The organism is Oceanicola sp. D3 (assembly GCF_006351965.1).
Classification (GTDB): domain Bacteria; phylum Pseudomonadota; class Alphaproteobacteria; order Rhodobacterales; family Rhodobacteraceae; genus Vannielia.
The window spans coordinates 1,558,279-1,581,218 of the sequence record NZ_CP040932.1 but is presented as its reverse complement, the minus strand read 5'-3'; the positions used below and the strand labels follow the sequence as shown (position 1 = coordinate 1,581,218).

Annotated in this window: 21 protein-coding genes; 4 read left to right on the top strand and 17 right to left on the bottom strand. The window is 65.4% G+C overall.

Annotated elements, in window-relative coordinates:
* Positions 1–176: 176 nt before the first annotated feature.
* The 3 genes from FHY55_RS08070 to FHY55_RS08060 form a co-directional block, all read right to left on the bottom strand.
* Complete coding sequence (locus FHY55_RS08070) at positions 177–515, bottom strand: hypothetical protein (protein WP_254695455.1); 339 nt, start codon at positions 513–515, stop codon at positions 177–179.
* A gap of 136 nt (positions 516–651) precedes the next feature.
* Positions 652–1,038 (bottom strand): hypothetical protein, encoded by a 387-nt coding sequence (locus FHY55_RS08065; RefSeq protein WP_140013697.1) that lies wholly within the window; start codon positions 1,036–1,038, stop codon positions 652–654.
* Complete coding sequence (locus FHY55_RS08060) at positions 1,038–2,282, bottom strand: sarcosine oxidase subunit beta family protein (RefSeq protein ID WP_140013696.1); 1,245 nt, start codon at positions 2,280–2,282, stop codon at positions 1,038–1,040. Before FHY55_RS08060 ends, FHY55_RS08065 begins: the two co-directional genes overlap by 1 nt.
* Before the next feature lie 214 nt (positions 2,283–2,496).
* On the opposite strand from FHY55_RS08060, the gene ccmI reads away from it, so the two are divergent.
* Genes ccmI through FHY55_RS08045 form a run of 3 tightly spaced genes read left to right on the top strand, consistent with a single transcriptional unit; the run spans position 2,497 to position 4,423 of the window.
* Positions 2,497–3,717, top strand: coding sequence for a c-type cytochrome biogenesis protein CcmI (ccmI, locus tag FHY55_RS08055; protein ID WP_140013695.1), 1,221 nt, complete (start codon positions 2,497–2,499; stop codon positions 3,715–3,717).
* On the top strand, positions 3,714–4,187 hold the full coding sequence (gene ruvX / locus FHY55_RS08050) for a Holliday junction resolvase RuvX (RefSeq protein ID WP_140013694.1): 474 nt from the start codon (positions 3,714–3,716) through the stop codon (positions 4,185–4,187). The genes ccmI and ruvX overlap by 4 nt, the downstream gene beginning before the upstream one ends.
* Positions 4,187–4,423: a DUF1289 domain-containing protein gene (locus FHY55_RS08045; protein ID WP_140013693.1), complete on the top strand. Its 237-nt coding sequence runs from the start codon at positions 4,187–4,189 to the stop codon at positions 4,421–4,423. The genes ruvX and FHY55_RS08045 overlap by 1 nt, the downstream gene beginning before the upstream one ends.
* 143 nt (positions 4,424–4,566) lie before the next feature.
* Here FHY55_RS08045 and dusA read toward each other — a convergent pair whose 3' ends face one another.
* The 6 genes from dusA to dctP all read right to left on the bottom strand — a co-directional run bounded on the left by dusA (position 4,567) and on the right by dctP (position 11,413).
* Positions 4,567–5,589: a tRNA dihydrouridine(20/20a) synthase DusA gene (dusA, locus tag FHY55_RS08040; protein WP_140013692.1), complete on the bottom strand. Its 1,023-nt coding sequence runs from the start codon at positions 5,587–5,589 to the stop codon at positions 4,567–4,569.
* 85 nt (positions 5,590–5,674) lie between these two features.
* On the bottom strand, positions 5,675–7,192 hold the full coding sequence (locus FHY55_RS08035; RefSeq protein WP_140013691.1) for a malonyl-CoA synthase: 1,518 nt from the start codon (positions 7,190–7,192) through the stop codon (positions 5,675–5,677).
* 14 nt (positions 7,193–7,206) lie between these two features.
* Positions 7,207–8,454: a malonyl-CoA decarboxylase gene (locus FHY55_RS08030; RefSeq protein ID WP_140013690.1), complete on the bottom strand. Its 1,248-nt coding sequence runs from the start codon at positions 8,452–8,454 to the stop codon at positions 7,207–7,209.
* Positions 8,451–9,767, bottom strand: coding sequence for a TRAP transporter large permease (locus FHY55_RS08025; protein ID WP_140013689.1), 1,317 nt, complete (start codon positions 9,765–9,767; stop codon positions 8,451–8,453). Before FHY55_RS08025 ends, FHY55_RS08030 begins: the two co-directional genes overlap by 4 nt.
* The gene (locus FHY55_RS08020; protein WP_140013688.1) at positions 9,767–10,357 is read right to left on the bottom strand and encodes a TRAP transporter small permease subunit; all 591 of its coding nucleotides are present in this window, start codon (positions 10,355–10,357) and stop codon (positions 9,767–9,769) included. Before FHY55_RS08020 ends, FHY55_RS08025 begins: the two co-directional genes overlap by 1 nt.
* Positions 10,358–10,429: 72 nt before the next feature.
* The gene (gene dctP, locus FHY55_RS08015) at positions 10,430–11,413 is read right to left on the bottom strand and encodes a TRAP transporter substrate-binding protein DctP (RefSeq protein ID WP_140013687.1); all 984 of its coding nucleotides are present in this window, start codon (positions 11,411–11,413) and stop codon (positions 10,430–10,432) included.
* A gap of 138 nt (positions 11,414–11,551) precedes the next feature.
* Here dctP and FHY55_RS08010 point away from each other — a divergent pair, with 138 nt between their 5' ends.
* A complete protein-coding gene (locus FHY55_RS08010) occupies positions 11,552–12,205 on the top strand; it encodes a GntR family transcriptional regulator (RefSeq protein ID WP_140013686.1) in 654 nt (217 codons plus the stop codon).
* Positions 12,206–12,228: 23 nt separating this feature from the next.
* Here the strand turns inward: FHY55_RS08010 and FHY55_RS08005 are convergent, their stop codons facing one another.
* The 8 genes from FHY55_RS08005 to FHY55_RS07970 form a co-directional block, all read right to left on the bottom strand.
* Positions 12,229–13,170 (bottom strand): DUF4123 domain-containing protein, encoded by a 942-nt coding sequence (locus tag FHY55_RS08005; RefSeq protein ID WP_210410547.1) that lies wholly within the window; start codon positions 13,168–13,170, stop codon positions 12,229–12,231.
* Positions 13,167–13,442, bottom strand: a complete 276-nt coding sequence (locus tag FHY55_RS08000) for a PAAR domain-containing protein (RefSeq protein ID WP_210410546.1) — start codon at positions 13,440–13,442, stop codon at positions 13,167–13,169. Before FHY55_RS08000 ends, FHY55_RS08005 begins: the two co-directional genes overlap by 4 nt.
* Positions 13,443–13,445: 3 nt before the next feature.
* Positions 13,446–13,754 (bottom strand): hypothetical protein, encoded by a 309-nt coding sequence (locus tag FHY55_RS07995; RefSeq protein WP_140013684.1) that lies wholly within the window; start codon positions 13,752–13,754, stop codon positions 13,446–13,448.
* A complete protein-coding gene (locus FHY55_RS07990) occupies positions 13,751–15,835 on the bottom strand; it encodes a type VI secretion system Vgr family protein (RefSeq protein ID WP_140013683.1) in 2,085 nt (694 codons plus the stop codon). The genes FHY55_RS07995 and FHY55_RS07990 overlap by 4 nt, the downstream gene beginning before the upstream one ends.
* 193 nt (positions 15,836–16,028) lie before the next feature.
* Entirely contained in the window at positions 16,029–17,174 is a 1,146-nt protein-coding gene (locus tag FHY55_RS07985; protein ID WP_140013682.1) for an acetate/propionate family kinase, read from the bottom strand.
* The gene (locus FHY55_RS07980) at positions 17,171–18,556 is read right to left on the bottom strand and encodes a bifunctional enoyl-CoA hydratase/phosphate acetyltransferase (RefSeq protein ID WP_140013681.1); all 1,386 of its coding nucleotides are present in this window, start codon (positions 18,554–18,556) and stop codon (positions 17,171–17,173) included. The genes FHY55_RS07985 and FHY55_RS07980 overlap by 4 nt, the downstream gene beginning before the upstream one ends.
* Positions 18,557–18,810: 254 nt before the next feature.
* Positions 18,811–21,231 carry a peptidoglycan DD-metalloendopeptidase family protein gene (locus FHY55_RS07975; RefSeq protein ID WP_140013680.1) on the bottom strand — a complete coding sequence of 807 codons (2,421 nt, stop codon included), beginning with the start codon at positions 21,229–21,231 and terminating at the stop codon, positions 18,811–18,813.
* Between the two features lie 50 nt (positions 21,232–21,281).
* A complete protein-coding gene (locus FHY55_RS07970) occupies positions 21,282–22,904 on the bottom strand; it encodes a caspase family protein (RefSeq protein WP_168222956.1) in 1,623 nt (540 codons plus the stop codon).
* Between the last annotated feature and the right edge of the window lie 36 nt (positions 22,905–22,940).

Here is a 22,940-nt window from a genome sequence, read left to right as displayed (position 1 = left end):
CACAACCCATGCACAACCTATGCATACGAAAATTCACGGATCTGGCCGAAATCGGAGGTGTAAACGCGCCGTGCGATGCCCCTCCGAAAACAGCCATGGCCGCACCCCGAAAGCGGAGCACGGCCATGACATGAGTGGTGGCATCCACCCTCTGGAGGGTGGGCCGGTGGGTTCTATCAGTTTGCGGGTTCGTCCGCCGGGGCAGGCTCTTCAGCCGGAGCGGCTTCAGTGGCCGGGGCAGCAGCGTCGCCATCGGTTGCCGGAGCGCTTTCCATGGCTGCGCCATCGTCAGCGGGGGCCGGTGTGGATTCGATGGTGACGCTTGCGTCACCGCCATCCGCCGGAACGGTCGCGTTGCTGTTTTCAACATCGCCGCCCGAGAGGAACCACGCGATGACGGCAACGGCAACGACGAGGCCGCCGATGATGAAGGCCATTGTGCCGGTGCCGGAGCTTTCGCGCGGCGGCGGGGTGTGAGCGGAGGTATGGGTCGAATGATCTTCGTACTGGGCCATTTGAGGTCTCCTGTGCGGTCTGCTTCCAACCGGCGTGCAGCAGCGCACGCCGTGATTGGGGAGAGAACGTGACAGGAGGGCCGGTTGTTCCGGGCGGCGTTTTGGTTCGGCAGATGTTTGCTCATGAGCGTCACTGTCAGCATTCCAGAGCCCCGCAAGCGAAAAAGTCCACCGCAATAGATCCAAAGCCCCATTGAGCTGTCGCGACCAACAGCAGGACCACTTCCACCATGTCTAACTTCACTCTGCGGAGCCCGGCGTCGAAATCGCTACTAGGATCTTCACTGGGCAGAAGGATGAACAACTCGGCACCGACACGCCAAAGGCCAATCTCCGCCAGCACAATCATTATCAGCCACGCACCAAGCGCTGAAAAGAGAACAGCACTCTGAAGGTAAGCGGTAACGCACGATGGAATGAACCAAAGGAAAAACACGGCAAGACTTAGCGCTACGAATGGCGGGCGATACTTTGCTTTGCGCTCTTGGAGCTTCTTCAGGGCCTCATGGTCATCTTTAGTCATCAATGCGCGACCCCGGCTGCAACGCTTTCGTCGATGAAGCGGCCTTCGCGGAAGCGCTCCAGACCGAAGGCGGAGGTGAGGGGCGAGTGGCCCTTGGCCATCAGCTCGGCAAAGCCCCAGCCGGAGCCGGGGATGGCCTTGAAGCCGCCGGTGCCCCAACCGCAGTTGATGAAGACGCCATCCACCGGGGTTTTCGACAGGATCGGGGAGCGATCGCCGGTCATATCCACGATGCCGCCCCATTGGCGCAGCATCTTGAGGCGGGAGAGCATGGGGAAAGTCTCCACCAAGGCGCGGGTGGTTTCTTCGATATGGCTGAAGCTGCCGCGTTGGGTGAAGTTGTTATGGTTGTCGGCCCCGCCGCCGATGACCATCTCGCCCTTGTCGGACTGGCTGAGGTAGCCATGCACGGTGTTGGCCATGATGACGCAATCGAGCGCGGGCTTGATCGGCTCGGAGACATAGGCTTGCAGGGCGACGGCTTCGATCGGGAGGCGGAAGCCGGCCATTTCGGCGAGTTGTCCGGAGTGGCCGGCAACGACGATGCCGAGCTTGTTGCAGCCGATGTGGCCCTTGGAGGTTTCCACCCCGGTCACACGGTCGCCCTCACGGGTGACGCCGGTGACCTCACAGGTCTGGATGATGTCCATCCCCATGTCGGAGCAGGCGCGGGCGTAGCCCCAGGCCACCGCATCGTGCCGCGCGGTCCCGGCGCGGGCCTGCCAGAGGGCGCCGAGCACCGGGTAGCGCGGGCCGTCGATGTTGATGATCGGGGCGATCTGCTTCACCCGCTCCGGCCCGATGAACTCGGTGCTCACGCCTTGCAGCGCGTTGGCGTGGGCGGTGCGCAGGTAGCCGCGCTTCTCGTGCTCGGTCTGGGCGAGCATCATCACGCCGCGGGGAGAGAACATGACGTTGTAGTTGAGATCCTGGCTCATGGTCTCGTAGAGGCTGCGGGCCTTTTCGTAGATCGCCGCCGAAGGATCCTGCAGGTAGTTGGAGCGGATGATGGTGGTGTTGCGCCCGGTGTTGCCGCCACCGAGCCAGCCCTTTTCGATCACCGCGACATTGGTGATCCCGTGGTTCTTGCCGAGGTAATAGGCGGTGGCGAGGCCGTGCCCCCCTGCGCCAACGATCACCACGTCATAGCTTTTCTTTGGCTCCGGATTGCCCCATGCGCGGCCCCAGCCGGTGTGGTGGCGGAGCGCTTCACGAGCGATGGCAAAGGCGGAGTAGCGGCGCATCGGGGGGCCTTTCGGGCGTGGAATCCACCTTTGAGTTAATGCAACTCGGCGGGCCGGTGCAAACGCGTCGAAACGACGCCCTGCCCCCGGATTGCGACCCTCGCCCAATCTTTACCGCCCTGCCCCGCAACCATGTGACCGGGTGCGACGCTTCGAGGGGTGGCAGGGCGCGGCCCGGGGCGGTAAGGCAGGGGCTGACGAGCTTGGAGGGGCCATGGGGTTCTGGGTGATATCGGTCGGGCTGGCGCTGGTGGCGGTTGGCCTTTTGGCGCGGGCGCTGCTGGCGCGGCGGGCCGGGGCGGAGGCTGGCGCGGTGCCTGCGATCGGGCTTTATCGCGAGCAACTGGCCGCCGTGGCCGCCGATGCCGAGGCGGGCCGGATCGACGCGGGCGAGGCCGAGCGGCTGGAGCTGGAGATCAAGCGCCGGATCCTTGAGGCAGACAGGGCCGCTGCCGGCTCGGCGGATGCGGCAAAGGCACCGCGCGGTGTGAGCCTTGGGCTGGCGGCGGGGCTTGCGCTGCTGGTGCTGGCGCTCAGCTTTGGGCTCTACGTGGTGCTCGGAGCGCCGGGCTACCCCGATGCACCCATCGCCGCCCGGCTGGATGCGGCAGAGGCCTATCGCGTCAATCGCCCGCGACAGGAGGAGGCCGCGGCACGCTATGCCGAGAGCCTGCCAAACACGCCCGATCCGCAGGTGTCAGAAGAATTCAAGGCGCTGATGGCAAAGCTGCGTGAGGCGGTGGCAAGCCGCCCTGACGACCTGCAGGGCCATGTGCTGCTGGTGCGCAACGAGGCAGCGATGGGCAACCTTGGCGCGGCGGCAGAGGCGCAGGAGGCGGTGCTGCGGATCAAGGGGGCAGAGGCAACATCGCAGGATTTCGTGCTGCTGGCCGAGCTCTGGATCAGCGACGCCGGGGGCTATGTGTCGCCCGAGGCGGAGGCGGTGCTGGCCGAGGCGCTGCGGCGGGACGGCGAAAACATGAACGCCCGGTATTACTGGGGCCTGATGCGGGCGCAGACAGGCCGGGGCGACCTTGCCTTCAACGTCTGGCGCTCGGTGGAGGGGAATGTGCCCGAGGGCGCGCTCTGGGCCGAGGATCTGCCCCGGCAGTTGGCGGCAGCAGCGCAGGCGGCGGGGGTGGACTATACCCCGAAGGCCGAGGTGCGAGGCCCAAGCGCCGCCGATATGGAGGCCGCGCAGGACATGAGCGAAGAAGATCGCGCGGCGATGGTGCAGGGCATGGTCGAAGGGCTGGCCGAAGAGCTGGCCACAGAGGGCGGGCCGCCGGAGAAATGGGCGCAACTGGTGCGCGCGCTTGGCGTGCTTGGCCAGCGCGAGCGGCAGCAAGAGATCCTGAGCGAGGCGCGCGAGGTGTTTGCGGGCAATGCGGGGGCCATCGCGATGATCGAAGCCGCCGCCGGAGGGGGCGAATGATCTTTGACGTCTTCGAAGACTACGCCGCCGCCCTGCCCCGCGCCGGCGCATTGGCTGGCCTCGACCTTGGCACCAAGACCATCGGCGTGGCGGTTTCCGATGGGCTACGCTCCGTGGCCACGCCGCTGGAAACGGTGAAGCGCAAGAAGTTCACGCAAGATGCAGAGGCGCTTCTGGCCATTCTGAACGCGCGTTCAATTACCGGCCTCGTGCTTGGCCTGCCGCGCAACATGGACGGCTCCGAAGGCCCCCGCGCCCAAAGCACCCGCGCCTTCGCCCGCAACTTCTCGCGCCTCTGGGAGGGGCCGATCGGCTTTTGGGACGAGCGCCTTTCAACCGTCGCCGCAGAGCGTGCGCTGCTGGAGGCAGATACCTCCCGCGCCCGCCGGGCCGAGGTGATCGACCACGTGGCCGCCGGTTACATCCTGCAGGGCGCGCTCGACCGGCTCGCCTATATCAGGAGGGCCTGATGGACGAGCTCTGGCGCCGCGACGAAATCGAAAGCCCCTGCATCAAGATTTGCGTCATCCACCCCGAAACCCGGCTGTGCACCGGTTGCCTGCGCTCGATTGATGAAATCGCCGCTTGGGGCCGGATGAGCCCCGAAGAACGCCACGCGCTGATCGAGGAACTGCCCGAACGGGAGGGCCTTCACCGCAAACGGCGCGGCGGGCGCGCGGGCCGGGTCGCGCGGCGCGGCGGATAGGTTGGGCGCGAGCGCCAGCCCCACACACCATCCGGCCTACGCGCAGTCAGAAAACCCACAGAAACCGCGGCGAATTTGAATCAAATTTGCCCATTTTCTTGCAGGCAAATATCCACTGAATCTCTTTTGGCGCGCCCTTCCGCTCAGGCGGCAAGGGTGGCTTCCGGGAGCGCCGCAAGGGCTTGGTCGAGCACCTCAAGGCCAGCGCCTTCGCGGTGGGCATGCTCCGAGAGGATGCGGCGCCATGCGCGGGCGCCGGGGCGGCCCTGAAACAGCCCCAGCATGTGGCGGGTGATCTGGGCCAGCTTGCCGCCCGCGTCGAGATGGGCGGCGATATAGGGGCGCATGGCGTCAACAACATCGCGCCGAGTGCGCCCCGATGGCGGGGCGTGAAAGATCTGCGCATCCGCCGCGAGCAGCAGGCCCGGATCATGGTAGGCCGCGCGGCCGATCATCACCCCGTCCATCCCCGCCGCCAGATGTGCCTCTGCCTCGGCCAGGCTCGTCACCCCGCCGTTGATCGACAGGTGCAGCCCCGGAAAGGCGCGTTTCATGTCATGGACCAGAGGATAATCAAGCGGCGGAACCTCGCGGTTTTCCTTGGGGCTGAGGCCTTGGAGCCAAGCCTTCCGGGCGTGAACCGTGACCCGGGTGATGCCGGTTTTTTCCAGCATTTCAAGAAACTGCGGCAGCACCTCACGTGGCTCCTGCTCATCCACGCCGATCCGGCACTTGGCCGTCACCGGAACCGATACCGCCTCGCGCATGGCTGCGAGGCAGTCGGAGACCAGCTCGGGAGATTTCATCAGCACCGCGCCGAAACAGCCCGATTTCACCCGGTCGGACGGGCAGCCGATGTTCAGGTTCACCTCGCAATAGCCCGCCTCCTGCGCAAGCCGCGCCGCCTGCGCCAGTTCCTCCGGCTCCGAGCCGCCAAGCTGCACTGCCACCGGATGTTCGGCAGCGTCAAACGCCAGCAGGTGCACCGCCCCGCCCCGCACCAGAGCCGGGGCTGTGACCATTTCTGTATAGAGCAGCGCCTGCCCGGTGAGCTGGCGGTGGAAGAACCGGCAGTGGCGGTCTGTCCAATCCATCATGGGGGCCACGCTCAATCGCGCGGCGGGCAGCGGGTTTGGCACCTCTGTTTCTCTTGGCTCTGTGCTCATGGTCACCTTGGGGGCCGGACGGGGTATGCGGCCTTTTCGCCCCGATCCCGGTGCGAGTGCAACAGGCTGTTGCGCCGGCGCCGGGTCAAGCGGTGGTGAACAGGCCCTTGTACTGATCGCGAAGCAGGTTCTTTTGCACCTTGCCCATCGTATTGCGCGGCAGCGCCTCCACCAGCTTGATGGCGCGCGGATGTTTGAACCGGGCCAGCTTTTCGCGCAGTTCGGCGTCGATGGCGGCGGTGTCGGGGGTTGCGCCGGGCTCTGGCACGATCACGGCCACGGGGGTTTCCCCGAAATCCGCATGGGGCACGCCGATCACGGCGGATTCCAGCACGCCGGGCTGGTCATCGAGCATCAGCTCGATCTCCTTGGGGTAGATGTTGAAGCCCCCCGAGATGATCAGGTCTTTGCCGCGCCCGACGATATGCACGTAGCCGTCTGCGTCGATCATGCCGAGATCGCCGGTGATGAAGAAGCCATCTTCGCGCAATTCGGCGGCGGTCTTTTCGGGCATTTGCCAGTAGCCTTGAAACACGTTGGGCCCGCGCACCTCGATGTGGCCAACCTCGCCGTCTGGCAGGGTGGCGCCGGACTCGGGGTCGGTGATTTTCAGCTCCACGCCGGGCAGCGGGAAGCCGACGGTGCCGGGGCGGCGCTCGCCATCGTAGGGGTTGGAGGTGTTCATGTTGGTTTCGGTCATCCCGTAGCGCTCAAGGATGACGTGGCCGGTGCGGGCGTTGAAGGCCTTGTGGGTTTCCGCCAGCAGCGGCGCAGAGCCGGAGACGAAGAGGCGCATATGCGCGGTGGCCTCGCGGGTGAGGCGGGCATCGTCCAGCAGGCGGGTGTAGAAGGTGGGCACGCCCATCATGGTGGTGGCCTGCGGCATCCGCGCAAGGATCACCTCCGGGTCGAACTTGGGCAGGAAGATCATCGCCCCGCCCGCCGCCAGCGTCACATTGGTGGCCACGAAGAGCCCGTGGGTGTGGAAGATTGGCAGCGCGTGCAGCAGCACATCCTCCCCGGTGAAGCGCCAGTGCTCGGCCAGCGTGCGGGCGTTGGAGAGCAGGTTGCCGTGGCTCAGCATCGCGCCTTTGGAGCGCCCGGTGGTGCCGGAGGTGTAGAGGAAGGCGGCGAGGTCATCCGCGCCGCGCGGCACTGTCTGGAAGCTGTCGGGGCAGCCTGCGGCGGCTTCGGTCAGGCTGCCGCTGCCATCGGCGGCAAGGGTATGCAGCGCGGCCCCCTGCGCCTCGGTCAGCGCGTGCAGGGTATCGGCCTTGGCCGGGTCGCAGACCACCAGCTTGGCGCCGGAGTTCTCGATGAAATAGCTCAGCTCGTCCGCGGTATAGGCGGTGTTGAGCGGCAGGAAGATCACGCCGGACTGCACGCAGGCGGCATAGAGCATCAGCGCCTCGGGCGACTTTTCCACCTGCGCGGCCAGCCGGTCGCCCGGTTGCAGCCCTGCCCCGGTCAGCGCGTGTGCCAATTGGGCGGCGCGGGCGAGGAAGCTGGCGTAGGTTATGGTGCCGCCCTCAGGCAGCAGCAGAAAGGGCGCGTCGCGGCCCGCGTGCTGGCCGAAGAGGGCGTCGTAAAGTGTGTTGGTCATGCGCATGTCCTCCGTCAGCCAAGGGCCTTTTCGCCGGCGCTGGCGAGAGACCGGATCTCGGATGAGGCGGCGATCTCTTGCGTTGCGGCGAAGCGTTCGTGGTTTTGCGACACGCGGGAGAGATCGTAAAGGTAGTTGACCATCACCCCGCCCGATTGCGCCAGCCCGTTTTCAGATAGGTCCGCCCCCGCGTGCAGCCCGTGCACCGAGGCGCCGTTGCCGAGGTGGAAGCGGGCCACAGGGTCCTGCGGCTGATCATCGTCGCGTTTTGCCCGCGTCAGATACCACGCGGCAAGCGCACGCATCTGGGCGTCGTCCGACAAGTCCTGCTCGGGCGCGGCCTTTTGCATCCAGCGCATCAGCCCGGGGATCGGGGAAAGGGTGATGAAGGTTTTCACCCCCGGCAGCTCGATAGAGAGATCGGCGGCCACCTGTTTGATCAGCGAATTGCCAAAGCTGATGCCCGCCAGCCCGTTCTGGCAGTTGGAGATGGAGTAGAACACCGCCGTGTCGGCCTCTGCCTCATCGAGCTCTTCCCTGTCTTCTGCCAGCAGCGCTTGGACCGAGCCGGGGGTGCCGCGCGTGAGGGCGACTTCGACGAAGATCAGCGGTTCTTCGGGCATGGCCGGGTGGAAGAAGGCGAAGCAGCGCCTGTCAGGCGGCTCGACCCGGCGGCGCAGGTCTTCCCAGCTGTAGATCGCGTGCACCGCCTCATAGGCGATGATCTTTTCGAGGATCGTGGCCGGGCTGTTCCAGTTGATCGGGCGCAACACCAGAAAGCCGCGGTTGAACCAAGAGGCAAAGAGGTGGCGGAAATCGAGATCGAGCGCCATGAGGCTGTCATCGCCCCGGCCCAGCCGCAGCAGATCGGCGCGCATCTGCACCAGCGCATGGGTGGCGCCGGGCACCTGATTGAGCCGCCGGATCAGCTCTTGCCGGGGCGGCTCGCTTGCCTGCACGAAGGCGCGGTAGCTGGCCTTGGTCTGGCCCTCGTCATAGCCCGCCAGGGCATGGCGCACGGCATCTGCGTCCACCGCCATTTCTTGCGCGAGATGCTGAAAGAACGCCAGTTTGCCGTCATCGTCCAGCCCGGCGTAGCGCTCAAGGATGGTGCGGGCCAGCGCGATGCCCGAGACCTCGCCGCGTGCGCCGATCAGCTCGGCGGCCTGTTCGGGCAGCGGGCGGTCATCGGGCCGCGTGCCGCGCCAAGGCGCGTGGCGGCGCTCGAAGACGGTGGAGAGTACATCGGCCAGAAGGGTCATATCTCGGCCCCCATCACGAAGTCGGGCAGCCACACGGCCAGCCCCGGGAAGAGGCAGAGCAGCACGATGGCGATCACCATGCAGGCGACGTAGGGCAGCGAGCCCATGAGGATCGTCTTCAGCTTGATGTCGGGCGCGATGCCGTTGATGACGTAGAGGTTTAGCCCCACGGGCGGCGATATCAGCCCGATTTCCATGTTGATCGTCAGCACCACGGCAAACCAGATCGGATCGAACCCGGCGGTGGTGATGATCGGCAGCAGGATCGGCGCGGCCATCAAAATCACCGCAACCGGCGGCAGGAAGAAGCCTGCGACCAGCAGGAAGAGGTTGATCAGCGCCATCAGCACCCAGCGGTTCACCTCCAGCTCGCCGATCCATGCGGCGATGGACTGGGTGATGAAGAGCGAGGAGAGCATGTAGCTGAAGACGCCTGCCGCGGCGATGATGAAGAGGATCATCACCGACTCCCGCGTGCTGTCACGCAGCACCACCCAGAGCTGGCGCGGATCCCATAGCTTGTAGATCACCATGGCGATGAGGAGGCAGAGCAGCGCGCCGACGGCCGCCGTTTCCGACGGGGTCGCGATGCCGCCGTACATGGCGTAGAGCACGCCGAGGATGATGGCGATGAAGGGCAGGACGCGGGGCAGGATCTCCAGCTTCTGGCGCCAGGTGTAGGGTGTGGAGCGCAGCACGCGCGCATCGCCCGAGGCCCATGTGGAATAGAGCGACCAGCCCATGAAGAGCAGCACCAGCAGCAGGCCGGGGATGACCCCTGCGAGGAACAGTCGCCCGATCGAAGTTTCGGTGGCGATGCCATAGACGATCATGGTGACCGAGGGCGGAATGAGGATGCCCAGCGTGCCGCCTGCGGCAATGGAGCCCGCCGCGACCGCATCGGGGTAGCCGCGCTTGCGCATTTCGGGGATGCCCATCTTGCCGATGGCCGCGCAGGTGGCCGGGCTGGAGCCGCTCATCGCCGAGAACAGCGCGCAGGCCCCGAGGTTGGACACCACCAGCCCGCCCGGCATGCGGGTGAGCCAGCGCTCCAGCGCCTCGTAGAGGTCGGCCCCCGCACGGGTGGAGGCGATGGCCGCGCCCATGATGATGAACATCGGGATCGACAGCAGCGCGAAGTTGTCGAGCTTGCCGAAGAAGATTTCGGGCATGAGGCTGAGGGACGACATGCCGTCGAAGACAATCAGGAAGCCGGCGGAGACGACGAGCAGCCCGGCGGCTACGGATATGCCCGAGAGCAGCACGCCGACGGTGAACAGTGCGACCAGCAGGCCAAGTGTAAGCGGATCCATCAGTCGGCCCTTTCAGTGATCGGGTCGAGCACCAGCCCCGCCTCTGGCTCAAGGCCAAAGGGCTGCTCGATGCCGGTCAGCATTGCGACGGTGTCGGCTGTGAGTTGCAGCGCGTAGAGCCCGAAGCCCAGCGGCAGCGCGAGGTAGGGCACCCAGAGCCGGGGGTTCCACGGGCTGTTGGAGGTTTCGCCCCAGTCCCAGGCTTCGTGCCAGAAGTGGTAGCCGTGCCAGAGCATCACCCCGACCACGGCCAGCGTCAGCGCCAGCACGCCGAAGGCCAGCAGCTTGCGCGCGCCCGGCGGCAGCATCAGCGGCAACAGGTCCACGTTTACGTGGCCGCGCAGGAATTGCACGTAGGGCAGGCCCAGCATGGTGGCGGCGACCATCATGTAGGTGACGCCCTCGGTCTGCCAGACGGTGCTGCCGTTCAGCACGAAGCGGATGAAGATCATCTGACAGGTCACGCCGATGGAGGCGAGGATCAGAAGGGCGGCGACGACGCCTGAGATCTGCGACAGCATCCCGACGGCGCGAAGGAAGATATTGCCGCCGTGGCGCGCGGAGGCCACGGCATGGGGCGAACCGGACATGGTGTCCTCATGAGGCTTGTGGTCAAAAGTGGCACCGGGAGCGCGCGCGGCACGCTCCCGGTGGCGATGGCGTCACTCGACCTCGAGGGCGAGATCCAGCAGCTTCTGGCCTTCGGGCGAGCCTTCGAGGAAGGCGGCGTAGGAGGTTTCCTGCGCGATGGCGCGCCAGGCGTCGAACTGCTCCTGCGTCATCTCCGCGATCTCCACGCCGTTCTCGGCGAAGGTGTCACGGGCTTCGCCGTCCTGCTTTTTGGCCTCTTCGAGGTAGAAAGCCTCTGCCTTCTCGGCGGCGGCATCCAGCGCGGCGCGCTGCTCGTCGCTGAGACCGTCATAGACCGATTTGTTCATCATCAGCGGCTGATACATGAACCACAGCGCATATTCGCCCGCCGGGGTGAAGCAGGCGACCTGCTCGTAGATCCGGTAGCTGACGAAGGACGAGGACGAGGTGTTGGCCGCGTCCAGAACGCCGGTTTGCATGGCGTTGTAGATCTCCGCCGAAGACATCGAAGCGATCGAGGCCCCTGCCCCGGCCAGCATCTGCTCAAAGGCCTTGCCCGCGGCGCGGGTTTGCAGCCCCTGCACATCCTCCGGCGCGGTGATGCACTTTTCGGTGCCCGCAAAGCCACCGGCAAGGTAGCCGTGCACCAGCACCATCACGTCATCCTCGGCCATGATCTTTTCGATCTCGCCCATGAACGCAGAGTCGTTGAGGCGCGCGGCGTGGTCATGGTTTTTCACCAGCCCCGGCATCAGCGTGAGGTTATAGGCATTGCGCAGCCCGCCCGCGTAGGAGAGCGGGAAGACGATCATGTCGACCTGCCCGCGCGAGAGCGGCTTGTATTGCTCACGCGCCTTGAACAGCGACTGGCTGGGGAAAATCTGGATTTCGAGGCCCACATCTGCGGCGGCGACCTCATCGGCGACCATCTGCGCGACCTGATGGCGAACATCGCCCTCGGACCATTGGTGCGACAGGCGCAGTGTATCTTGGGCCTGAGCGAGGCCAGCCCAAGAGGCCAGCGCCGCAGCGGCGACGGTTGTGGTGAACTTCATGGTTTTCTCCTCCCGTAGCGGTCACCACATTTGGGGCGACCGAGTCGGATGGTCGCAGTCTTTGTCCCGCAGGTCAACATTCTTGTATACAATAATCTCATTCTTGTTTGGCAGCGATTTCGGCTGTAGGCTGGGCCTATGAACCAGAAGCGGGCAGATGGCATTGCAGAACAGCTTGAGGCGTTGATCCTCGAGGGCGCCTTTGCCGATGGCGACCGGCTGGACGAGGTGCAGCTTGCCGAGCGATTCGCCGTGTCGCGCACGCCGCTGCGCGAGGCGTTTCAGCGGCTCGCGCTCTCAGGGCTTGTCGAGCAGATCCCCCGCCGGGGTGTCTTTGTGCGCCAGCCCGGGCCGGTGGAGCTGATGGAGATGTTCGAGGTGATGGCAGAGCTGGAAGCCGCCTGCGCGCGTCTTGCCGCGAGCCGCATCAGCGATGCCGCGCTGGATGACATGCGCGCAGCCAATGCGAAGTGCCACCAGGCCGTAGAGGCGCAGGATACTGACGGCTACTACGTTGAAAACGAACGCTTCCACGCGATCCTATACCGGCAGTCGGGCAACGGGTTTCTGGAGCAGGAATGCCGGCGCCTGCACCGCAGGCTCACACCGTTCCGGCGGCGGCAGCTGCGCCTGCGGGGGCGGCTGGCGCAGTCGATGGGTGAGCATGAGGCGGTGGTTGCGGCCCTTGAGCGCGGCGATGCGGCGGCGGCGGCCGATGAAATCCGGCGGCACGTGGCGGTGCAGGGCGAGAAGTTTCACCACCTCATGGCGAGCCTAAAGGCGGCTGAATAGCAGGCCCCGCACGGGCCGCGCCCTCAGACCCGGCGAATGCCGCCTGCCCGGCCCTCGGCCGGATCAACCCAGATCAGCTGCGCCCAGTCCGGAAAGAACCGCGCGGCGTTTTCGGCCACGAGGATGTGCGGCAGAGCGCGCAGAACGCTGGGCTCCCAAAACCGCAGGAACAGCGACTTTCCATCATGGGTGCCAACCTTGGTGAACTTGCGAAAGTGTTTCCACACATCCTCCAACTCGGCGCGCCCGCGCAGCAGCATGCCCGGGGCCTTGTCCCAGAGATCGGCGGGCAGCTTGGAGCGCGAGAACAGGCGGCGGGTAAAGGTCGCCTCCTCTTCCAGCTCAACCACCCAGGGCGCGACATCGCCAAACCGCTCCAGCGCTTCGCCCTTGTAGAGGCAACGATGCGGCAGCCCGGATTGCTCCAGATAGAGTTGCATCATCGGCACCTTGGCGGCATCGAGGATGGCAAAGGTGCGGGCGGCGGGCACCTTGGCGGCGCTGCCGTGGCGGGCAACCTCGGCATCCGAGGGCGGGTGCATCGGCCCGAAGAGCGCCGCCTTCAGCGCCTTCGGCACGGTGGGCGGCGGGTCTTCGTCCATCATCATGCTGAGAGGCTCGATCTCTCCGAAATCCTGCAACTCCAGCAGGGCATCATCGCCCGTTCCTTCGCCGTCGCTGGCGGTGAGTTCGCCAAAGGCCACGGGCCGCGCCGCCCCCACCGACTCGGCAAGGCTGCCCGGATCCCATTCGCCAAAATCACCCGGCTGAAGCTGATCGGCGGGGATGAGCTTGTCGGTGCCCTTCACGGTGAGACCTTGCAGAGGCGCGGCGGCATCCAGCGCGGTGCGGAAGCCCTCGGCATCGGTGCAATACACGGCAACGAGGCCTTGGGCCGGCACGCCCGATGTGGTCACGAAATGGCAGTGACCGAGCCATGGGGCCGGCGCCGCCGCTTCGCTCACGGCTGAACCTTGGCCTTTGGTGAGCCCGAAACGATCTTGCCCACGAAGGGGCCGCATTGGGTGGCCGACCCGAGGTAGGCGACCGGTATCTGATTGTCTTTCGAGATCGAGGAGCCTTGGGTGATGACGGCCCCGCAGGCGCAGGCGTCTCCCACCCGGGCGATGGGCCGCCCGTCAACGATGGCCTGCCCGCCCGACACGATCACGTTTGGCGGGTGGTTGGGATTGCCGCAAATGTGCTGATCGCCCATCCGGGCCACGGGTTTCATCATGGGTCAGGCCCTCCTTTTCCTGTCATCGCCGCCCGCGCTGGCCATGGCCCAGCCCACGCCGCAGATGACTGCGGCGAAGAGCGCCCCGAGTGCAAACCACATCGCAAAAAGCGTCAAAACGGCGGAAGGGATCACCTCGCAATGCGACGTGGCAGCGGCCATCTGGCGGGTCTCGCAGATTTCACTCGCAAGCCCGGGCGCCATCGCCGCCACCACCAGTGCAACGCCGCCAAACACCAGCCCGGTTGCCACCATCACGGCGAGGGCGCAAAGGCGCGGGCCTGTGAGGGTGCGCCGAACCATCTGGCTCACTTGTCCTTCTCTGGGCATTCCTCGGCGAGGGGCAAAGCCTCGTTGGCCGCCAACTGCAAGGTGGGCACCTGAGCCGAGCCGGACCCGCCCATGTTGACCGCGCCCTTGAGGTTGATCACAGGCGCTTCCAGCGTAATGCCCGACCCGTCGATGGTGATCTTGCCCCCCGGCCCGGCGATCACAAACTTCTGCCCCGCCATCAGCGTGTGCTTGGTGGTGTTGGTGGTGATCGACTGACCCACATCCAGCGTCATCTTGCCCGCGATCTCGCCGGTGTAGTTGCGCCCCACGGTTTCCAGATGGTCGGCAAACACGCTCTGCTTGAGGATATTCCCGACCTTCTCGATGTGGTCCTTGCCAAAGGTGGTGAACTGGTTTTGCCCGACGGAATAATAGACATCGCGCGCGATGGTGTGGCGGGCGTCCTGACCAATGCTTTCGGTGTGGTCCTTGCCCACGCCGATCGTCTTGTTCACCCCGATGTTTTCAACCTGATTGTTGCCAACGGTCTTGGAGCGGTCATGCCCGATCCGGTGGCTCTCGTCGTTTTCGATAACAGTGTTGTGGTCTTTCTGCGCATGCATCCAGACCTCTTCACGGTCCTTCTCGTCTTCAAAGCGAAACTCGTTGTAGCCCGAGCCCTGATGGGTATCGGATTTGAAGGTGGAGACGGTCTTGTTGGCGGGCAGCGCGTAAGGCACGGTGTTGCGCCCGTTATACACGCACCCCGTCACCAGCGGTTTGTCGGGGTCGCCTTCGAGGAACTCCACCACCACTTCCATGCCGATGCGGGGGATCACCATGCCGCCCCAGCCTTTGGAGGCCCAGTTCTGGCTGACCCGGCAGCGCATGGAGTAGGCATCCGCCAGGTCCCAGTGGAAGCGCACGAGGATGCGGCCGTATTCGTCGCAGTCGATCTCGCCTTCGCCCACCACGCGTGCAGTCTGGGGGCCGTAGATCACCGGCGTGGCGGTGATCCGTTGCGGCGCAAACGGGCGGGAGATGGGGATCAGCGTGTAGCGGCCCTCATAGGCGCGCTCCTTGTCGGCGCCGCCATCGCTGCCCGAGCGGTAGGCCTCGGCGGTAAAGCTGTGGCTGGCTTCAAGGCAAAGGTGCTCCTCGCCCTTGGTGAACTGGGCGTAATGGCCGGTCGCCACGCAGCGCATGCCCGCCTTCAGGCTGAGCACATCGCCCTTGGCATGGGTGCGGTAATCGCCCGCGCGCTCCTGCGTGGTGCGCAGCCCGACCACGTCCCGCCCCTCGCCCGCGTCGGGGTAGACGCCGGGGTAATCGTAGCTCTCGATATCGGCATGGGCATGGGCCGCCTCGCCCACCTGCTCGGTCAGCATCGAGGCGACCGGGGTCTTGAAGTTGTAATCGGTCAGCTTGACCTTGCCGGTGGTCACGCCCCGCGCCTCGCGCCACTCCCAGAAGTGCTCCTCGTCCTTCTGATAGACCTCGCCGACCGGGCGATACTCGCGGCTGAGACCGGGCAGTTCATCCATGCTTTCATGGGCGTCGGTCAGCACCATGCAGTGGTTGCCGCGTGCGTGCGAGAAGTGGAAGGAGATGCCGAAGCGCTCCATCATGCGCCGGGCGAAGGCGAGGTCGGACTCGCCGTATTGCACGGTGTATTCCAGCTTGGGATAGCTACGAGTCAGGTCGATCCGGTGGGTCTGCGGGCCGGTGCCGGACCAGGCCGAGAACACCTCTTCGAGGATCTCATCCACGCTCTTTTCATGGAAGATCCGCTGCTGACGCCGCAGCCCGGCCAGCCAGAACCAGGGCCGCAGGGTCAGATCATATTCATCGCCCTCTTCCTGATGCTGGCGCCATTCCACCTCGGTGACGATCCCGTCAAAGGGGATTTCGCCGTGGTTGTTGGAGTTGAGGAAAACGCCGCAATGGGTGCCCATCAGCGCATCGGTATCCAGCCCATCGGGCGCAAAGACGCGCACCGTATACTCAAAGAGCTCATTCAGCCGGTCGGTGCCCGTGAATTTGCGGAGAAGCAGTTGGTCTTTCCCGAGATCGGTCTCAACCCAACCGAGGTTTCTGTCCTGCGTGTAAGCGCCGTCCATGCTGCAAGCCTTTGATACTCACGGCAGAAATTGCCGAAAAAAAATGACCGAAATCATGTTAATCAATGCAACCGAGAGGATGCATGATTTCTGGGCAGGTTCAAGACGGAAGCAGGGAAAAACGTGGAATATCCGGGCCCTGCGTCAAAGCAGCGACGTGGGCGCGAGCTCGGGCCTGCGGTGATGAACCCGCTCAAAGCGCGCCCTGCACCGCCCGGGCAATCACCAGCTCTTCGTTGGTGGGCAGCACCAGTGCCGCAAGGCCCGAGCTGATGCGCTCATTGCCCGCCTTATTGGCGCTTTCATCGAGGCTGAACCCGAGGAAGGCCAGCGCCGAAAGCACCCGGCTGCGGATCGGTGCGGCGTTTTCTCCGATCCCGCCGGTGAAGACGAGCGCGTCGATCCCTTCCATCGCCGCCGCCATAGCCGCCACCTCCTGCGCCACGCGGGACACGAAGTAATCCACCGCCTCCGCCGCTTCGGGCGCATCGGACTCCAGCAATCTGCGCATATCGTTCGTCAGGCCAGACAGGCCCTTGAGCCCGCTTTCCTTGTAGAGCACGCGGGTGATCTCCGCCGCGCTCATGTTCTGGTCGTCCAGCATCCAGAGCAGCACGCCGGCATCCATCTGGCCCGGGCGGGTGCCCATGCAAAGGCCCGAAAGCGCCGAAAAGCCCATCGTCGTGGCAATGGATTTGCCGCCCTCCATGGCGCAGAGCGAAGCCCCGTTGCCCAGATGCGCCACCACCACGCGGCCCTCGTGCAGCGCCGGATAAGCCTCTGCCAGCTTGCTTGAGATGTAATCGTAACTCAGGCCATGAAAGCCGTAACGCCTTACGCCCATGTCATAAAACCGGCGCGGCAGCCCGTAGGTATCATTCACAAAGGGGTGGCCGCGGTGAAAGGCGGTGTCAAAGCAGGCCACCTGCACCGTGCCCGGAAAGGCCTCGCGTGCGGCGCGGACGGCGGCGAGGTTGTGGGGCTGATGCAGGGGCGCGAGCGGCTCCAGCTGGGTGAGCGCGTCAATCGCGGCATCATCCAGCACCAGCGGCGCGCCATTGTCTGGCCCGCCATGCACAACCCGGTGACCCACGCCAACCACCGCGCGCCCATCGAGATAGGGCGCAACGGCGGCCAGAATCGCGGTAACCGCCTCGTGGTGATTGGCGACCGGCAGCCGGGTTTCCACCTTCGCGCGGCCCGGGATTTCGAGGTCGAGCTCGGCCTCGCCGCCGATCCGCTCCACCTGCCCGCCCGCCTCTTCTTCGAGGCTTTCGGCATCAAACAGGCCAAACTTGATCGAGCTGCTCCCCGCGTTCAGCGTCAAGATTGCACTCATGCCTGCCGTCCGTTCTGATAGAGCGCCGCCACCGCGCAGGAGGCAAGGCGCGCGGCGTCATCATCGGCGCGGCTGGTCAGGATCACCGGCACCTGCGCCCCGATCACGATGCCCCCGGCCTCGGCATGGGCCACAAAGGTCAGTTCCTTGGCGAGCATGTTGCCCGCCTCCATGTTGGGCGCGACGAGGATTTCCGCCCGCCCCGCCACAAGGCCCTTGATGCCCTTGGTCTTGGCCGCGTCCACATCAATCGCGTTGTCCATCGCCAGCGGCCCGTCGACCAGCCCGCCCTTGATCTGCCCCCGGTCGGCCATCTTGCTCAGCACGGCGGCGTCGATGGTGCTCGGGATCTTCGGGTTCACCGTTTCCACCGCGCTCAATATGCCCACCTTCGGCTCGGCAATGCCAAGCGTATGGGCAAGGTCGATGGCGTTTTGGACGATATCCACCTTGGTCTCCAGATCGGGCGCAATGTTGATCGCCGCATCGGTGATCAGCAGCAGATGCTCCAGCCCCGGCACATCCATCACGAACACATGAGAAATCTGCCGCCCGGTGCGCAACCCGCCCTCGCGGGCAAAGACCGCGCCCAAGAGCTGCCCGGTGTGCAAATGCCCCTTCATCACCGCCTGCGCCCGGCCCTCATGCACCAGTGCCACGCCCAGCTTCGCGGCCTTGGCATGGTCCGGCTCGGCGATGATCTCGAAGCCCGAGATATCGCGCCCGATCTCCTCGGCAGCGGCCATGATCTTCACCGGATCACCAATCAGGATCGGCACGATCAGCGTGTGATCAAAGCCCAGCAGCGCCCCGCCAAGGCTGTTGGCCTCTTCCGGCGCAACAACCGCGGTGGGGATCGCAGGCAAAGGCCCGGCGCGGTCGATCAACGCGTCAAAATGCTTGTGGCGGCGCACCGTGAGGCCCGGAATGTCATCAGCCCGAAAACTCTGCGGGCTCTCGGGCGCAAACACCGTGGCCTCGCCCCGCACAATCACCGCGCCGTCACTCACCCGCGTCACCGTGGTATGAAACCGCGCCACACGGTCGGCCTCCTTGGCCACCAGCACCACCTTTGTCACCACCTCATCGCCGGCAAAGGCGCGGCCGACAAACTCCAGGTCCTGGCTGCGATAGAGCGTGCCCGGCCCGGGCAACTGGTTGCCAAACACCGCAGAAATCTGCGCCGCCAACCACATCGAAGGCGTCACCGCCTCGGGCAGCCCGTCGCCATCGCCATCCTCGCGGGGCAGATGCATCGGGTTGAGGTTGCCCGAACTGTTGGCAAACACATAAAGATCATCGGCCAGCACCAACCGGGTGCGCTCGGCCTCCATGCCCACCTCAAGCTGGTCATAGGGCGTGTTGTGAAATTCCTGAATCATCAATGGCTCCCTCGAAATACCGCATCAGATTGGCCCATGCCGCGCCCCTTGGCCAGCCTTCCCGGCCTGCCATGGAGAGGTAACGCCGCCATGACGTGCACCGCGCCGGGCAATCGACCCCCTGCCCTATTTTCTTGCTGAAAATATCCCACCCCGCCCTCTCCCCATGCACAGCCGCCGAAAACCGGGCGCAGGCCGTGCAACAGGCGGACAATAAAAGGGAATGCGGCGCAAGCCGCGCAATTTTGCACCGGTCAGATGCGGGTGAGCAGGGTGTTGATGGTCTTGCGATAGTCGGGCAGGCCGCCGGGCTCGCGCACCACCGGGGCGGAGGTGACAACCACCGCGCCCTTGCGGCCTGACATCTTGCGCTCGGCCCAGGCCTTCACGTAGCCCACCGTCTTGCCGGTGAGGAAGGGGTTGGCGCGGATCACGCCAGCGCCGAGCACGTCGATCAGCAGCGCGTCATCGGGGTTGGAGAGCACCACGGATGCGCCCTGCGCCCCGAGGAAGTGGCAAAGGTAGAGCCGCCCGGCGGTGATGCCGTGGCCACGCGCGCGAAGGTAGCTTTCGCCTTCCATCGCGAGGCGTTTCACCATTTCGCGGCTGATCGTCGGGTCGTTGCGCAGCGCCAGCAGCTCGGCGCGTGAGAGGGTGGAGGCAAGATCGGGGCGATAGGTCTTCATCATCCGGATCCAAGTGCTCTCGATGAACTGGCCAAGGCCGGTGGCGGTGGAGAGCGGGTTTTTGGCGGTGGCATTGCCGCCCGATTCCACCCGGATGATCTGGTTCACCAGTTGCTCCACCGCGCCCGAGCCATCGCCCGCAATCGCCCCGCCGCCGCCCGAGGGCACTGAGGCGCCCAGCGGGTCAATCGCGGTGCCATTGAGGTAGAGCTCAAAGTGCAGGTGCGGCCCGGTGGAGCGGCCCGTGGTGCCGACATAGCCAATCACATCACCCGCCCGCACCCGCTGGCCGGGCTCGGAGCCGAACTTTGACAGGTGGGCGTAGCGGGTTTCCATTCCGCCCGCATGGCTCACCTTCAGCAGGTTGCCATAGCCGCCGCCCGGGCCGGCATAGGCGATGGTGCCATCGAAAGCGGCATAGATCGGGGTGCCTGTCGGCGCCGCCCAGTCGACGCCCTTATGCACCCGCACCGTCTTCAGAATGGGGTGGTGGCGCGGGCCGAAGCGCGAGGTGAGCACGCCCTTCACCGGCGTTACCATCCCGCCCACCAGCCCGCCGCCGGTGCCAGCCTTGGGCTTGAGGCCAAAGCAGCCCATGTCGCCTTCGGGGTTGGTAGCATAGACGAAGCACTCGATATCCACCGAGGCGCCCTGAATGGAGATGTAAAGAATACGCGCCGCCCCGTCGCCGCCCTCATGGCCCTCGGCGGGTGGCGCATAGAGAAAGCGCATTTTGTCGCCGGGGTTGGCGAAGGCAGAAAGGTCATGCTCCTTGGAGAGCAGGGCAATGGCCTCGCCCACGATCACCGAGGGGATGCCGTTGCGGATGGCCGCCGAGTAGAAGGCATCGAGCATCCGGTAGCGCTGCTCTGTTACCTGCTCCTCTTCGTCATCGCCCGCGTAATCGAAGAGCTCGTCAAAGACCCACGGGTCAGAGCCCGGCCCGATGTCGCCCTCATCGGTCAGCGCGAGCGTGCCGAAGTAGACTTCGTTGTCGTAGATCGACATCTGCCGAAAGCTCAGGGTGCCGCCCAGTTGGGGCTGGCCGCGCATGGCCACCACCTGCCCGGCCTTCAGCCCCTCCATCTCGAAGTATTCCTTGGCCGCCTCGGCCACCTTCTTGGCCTCGGTCTCGTAAAAGCCGTTGTCGACGAGCAGCTCATCAAGCGCCCTGTCGTGCTGGATCTTTACGAAGATATCGCGGTCGAGCTTGTCGCGCAGATCCTGCGGGCGGGTGTAGACGACCGATGTGGTGTTTTCGATCACCGTCTCGGTAAAGCCCGGCACGCCTGCCTCTTGCCCCTCCTCGCCCACGGCTTCGCCCCAGCCGCCGGTTTCATCATCAAGCGCGGCCTCTTGGTAGCCCTCGGTCTCGGCGGCTTCGCCCAATTCCTCGGCAAGCGCCTCTGCGCCTTCGTCCTCCAGCGCATCGGCCACTTCGCGGGTCTCCTCCGCCGTAGCGGCCTCGGCCTTTTGCGGGGCGCTTTTTTGCAGCTGGAAGAAGGCGAAGTCTTCCTGGCTGGAGGGCAGCGTGGTGACAAAGCGGGCCTCGGTCGAGACCATCACATCGCTCACCAGCAGCAGGTCGCCCCCCGGCGCACGGGCGTTTCCGATGGTCGAGGGAGCCTTGAGCTTTTTCTTGGTGTCCTCGCCGCTATCGGCAAAGCGGATGATGAGCGGATCGCCTGCAAGGTCGACGAAGGCGGCAACAAAGGCGGAGGAGGCGGCGGCGGTGTCTTCATCGGAAGAGACGGCGAATTGCTCTTCAACATCGCTGGTGGCCACGTCTTCGCCGCCATCAGCGCCACCGCCACCGCCGGAGTTGAATGTCCACTTGTCCCACGTCAGCCAGACGCCGAGGCCAAGCAGCACCACCGGCACCAGCGTTGCCAGAGAGAGCAACACACGCCCGCGAAACGCCGCCCGCTTGCGCCGTTTGGCGGCGCCGGCGGCCTGGGTAAAGCGAGGGTCGATCTGATCTTTCAGCACGGGGTCAGGATGACAGCTTCGGGTTTCAGATCAAGCACATCTGGCCCGCCTCATCCACGAATGGAGCCGGGCGAGAAGCGGTTGATCTTGGCGGGCACCTTGCGACCATTGTTGTTGGTCTTGGGCTGGGTCGAAATTTTGGGTTTGGTGGGTGTCTTGGGCTGGGTGCGGGGTGCGGGGGCCGAGGTTTTGCGGATCACGCGGGTCTTGGTGGTCGCCGATTTTGCGGCAACCCGGGCCGGGGGCGCCACGACGCCTTCGCACACAACACCGGGCTCCAGCGCAAGGCGGCGATAGGCGGCCTCGGAGGGCTCGGCCTTGGCCTCTTCGGCGGTGACCTTGCCCTTGGCGGTGTAATAACGCAGCAGCGAAATGCGGCTGACCCGGCCCCAGAGCCCATCCACGGCGGCGCGGTGGCAGCCCACGCGTGTCAGCTCCTGCTGCACGCCGAGCGCGAGGTTTTCGGGCAGATCGACGGCGGCCAGCTCTTGCTCGCCCGGGCCATCCTCGGCGCGGGCTTCGGCGGCGGCAACGATGGCCTCGGCGGCGGCGACCTTATCGGCAAGGGTCGGCTCCTTCGTCTCGCCGTCCTCTCCCTCGGTGACAGAGCGGGTGTCATCCAGCATGGCCACCTCCTCGCCCTCCTCAACCGGTTTCGCGGGCTCGCCCGCTTCTGGGACATCCTCGATGGCGACAATCGGCTTGGCTTCGACGCTGGCGATATCCACCGGCTCCTCTTCCTCCACCACGAGGATCTCCAGCGTCACCCCGTTGTCGGCCAGCGCGCCCACGACATTGCGGATGCTCTCCTCATCGAGCCCGCCGATGGCATCAAGGTCGGCGTCGGTGATGGTCGCGCCATCCTCTTCGACGGGCACAAAGTAGAACTGCGCGCGCAAGCTCGACTGATCCCACGGAACTTGCGTTTCATGGGTGGCCTCAACCACGTCGTTGCGCACGGCAATCATCAGGTCCGAGATCGAAATGCCGGGGGTTTCCATATGTTTGAGCAGGGCCAGCGTGAAGGGGCTGTTGCCGCCGATCCCATCGCGGGCCACCGCGCCGGGCTGGGTGGCGAAGGCCACGAAGCTGCCCGATCCGAGGCCGGTGCCGGTGTCGGGCTTGGTCAGCCCGTCGCCCGCCTCTCCGCGCAGCGAGAGCGGCAGCGGCGCGTTGCGGCAGGCATCGAGGAAAAAGAGCGTCTGCCGCCCCTCCCCCGCCAGCCGCGCCACGATATCATCGCTGAACGACCATGTTTCGCTGGCCAGTGCTGCGGAAGATTTCAGCGCGGCATCAGCAGGCACCAGCCGGTTTTGCCCGTCTTGCTGAAAAGCATGGCCGGAATAGTAGAACAGCACCGTGTCGGCGCTTTCGGCGCGGGCAACAAAAGCATCGAGGACCGGGGAGAGGCGATCTTGCGGGGCATCGGTGAGCAGGGTCACCTCGAAGCCCACACGCTCCAGCGCCTGAGAGATCCCCTCGGCATCGTTCACCGGATTGGCCAGAGGTTGCAGCCCTGTATAGGCGGCGTTGCCAATAACCAGCGCCACCTTGCCCTCAGCCAGCGCGGCGCTGCCCGGAGCCCATGCCATGAACACGGCGATAAGCGCGCCAGACAGGCGGCGCCTCCTATGTGCGCGGGAAGCGAGAAACACGCCGGTTGCTGAGAACATGGCGTTCTCCCCCATGATGGTCTGGCCCCTGCCCAT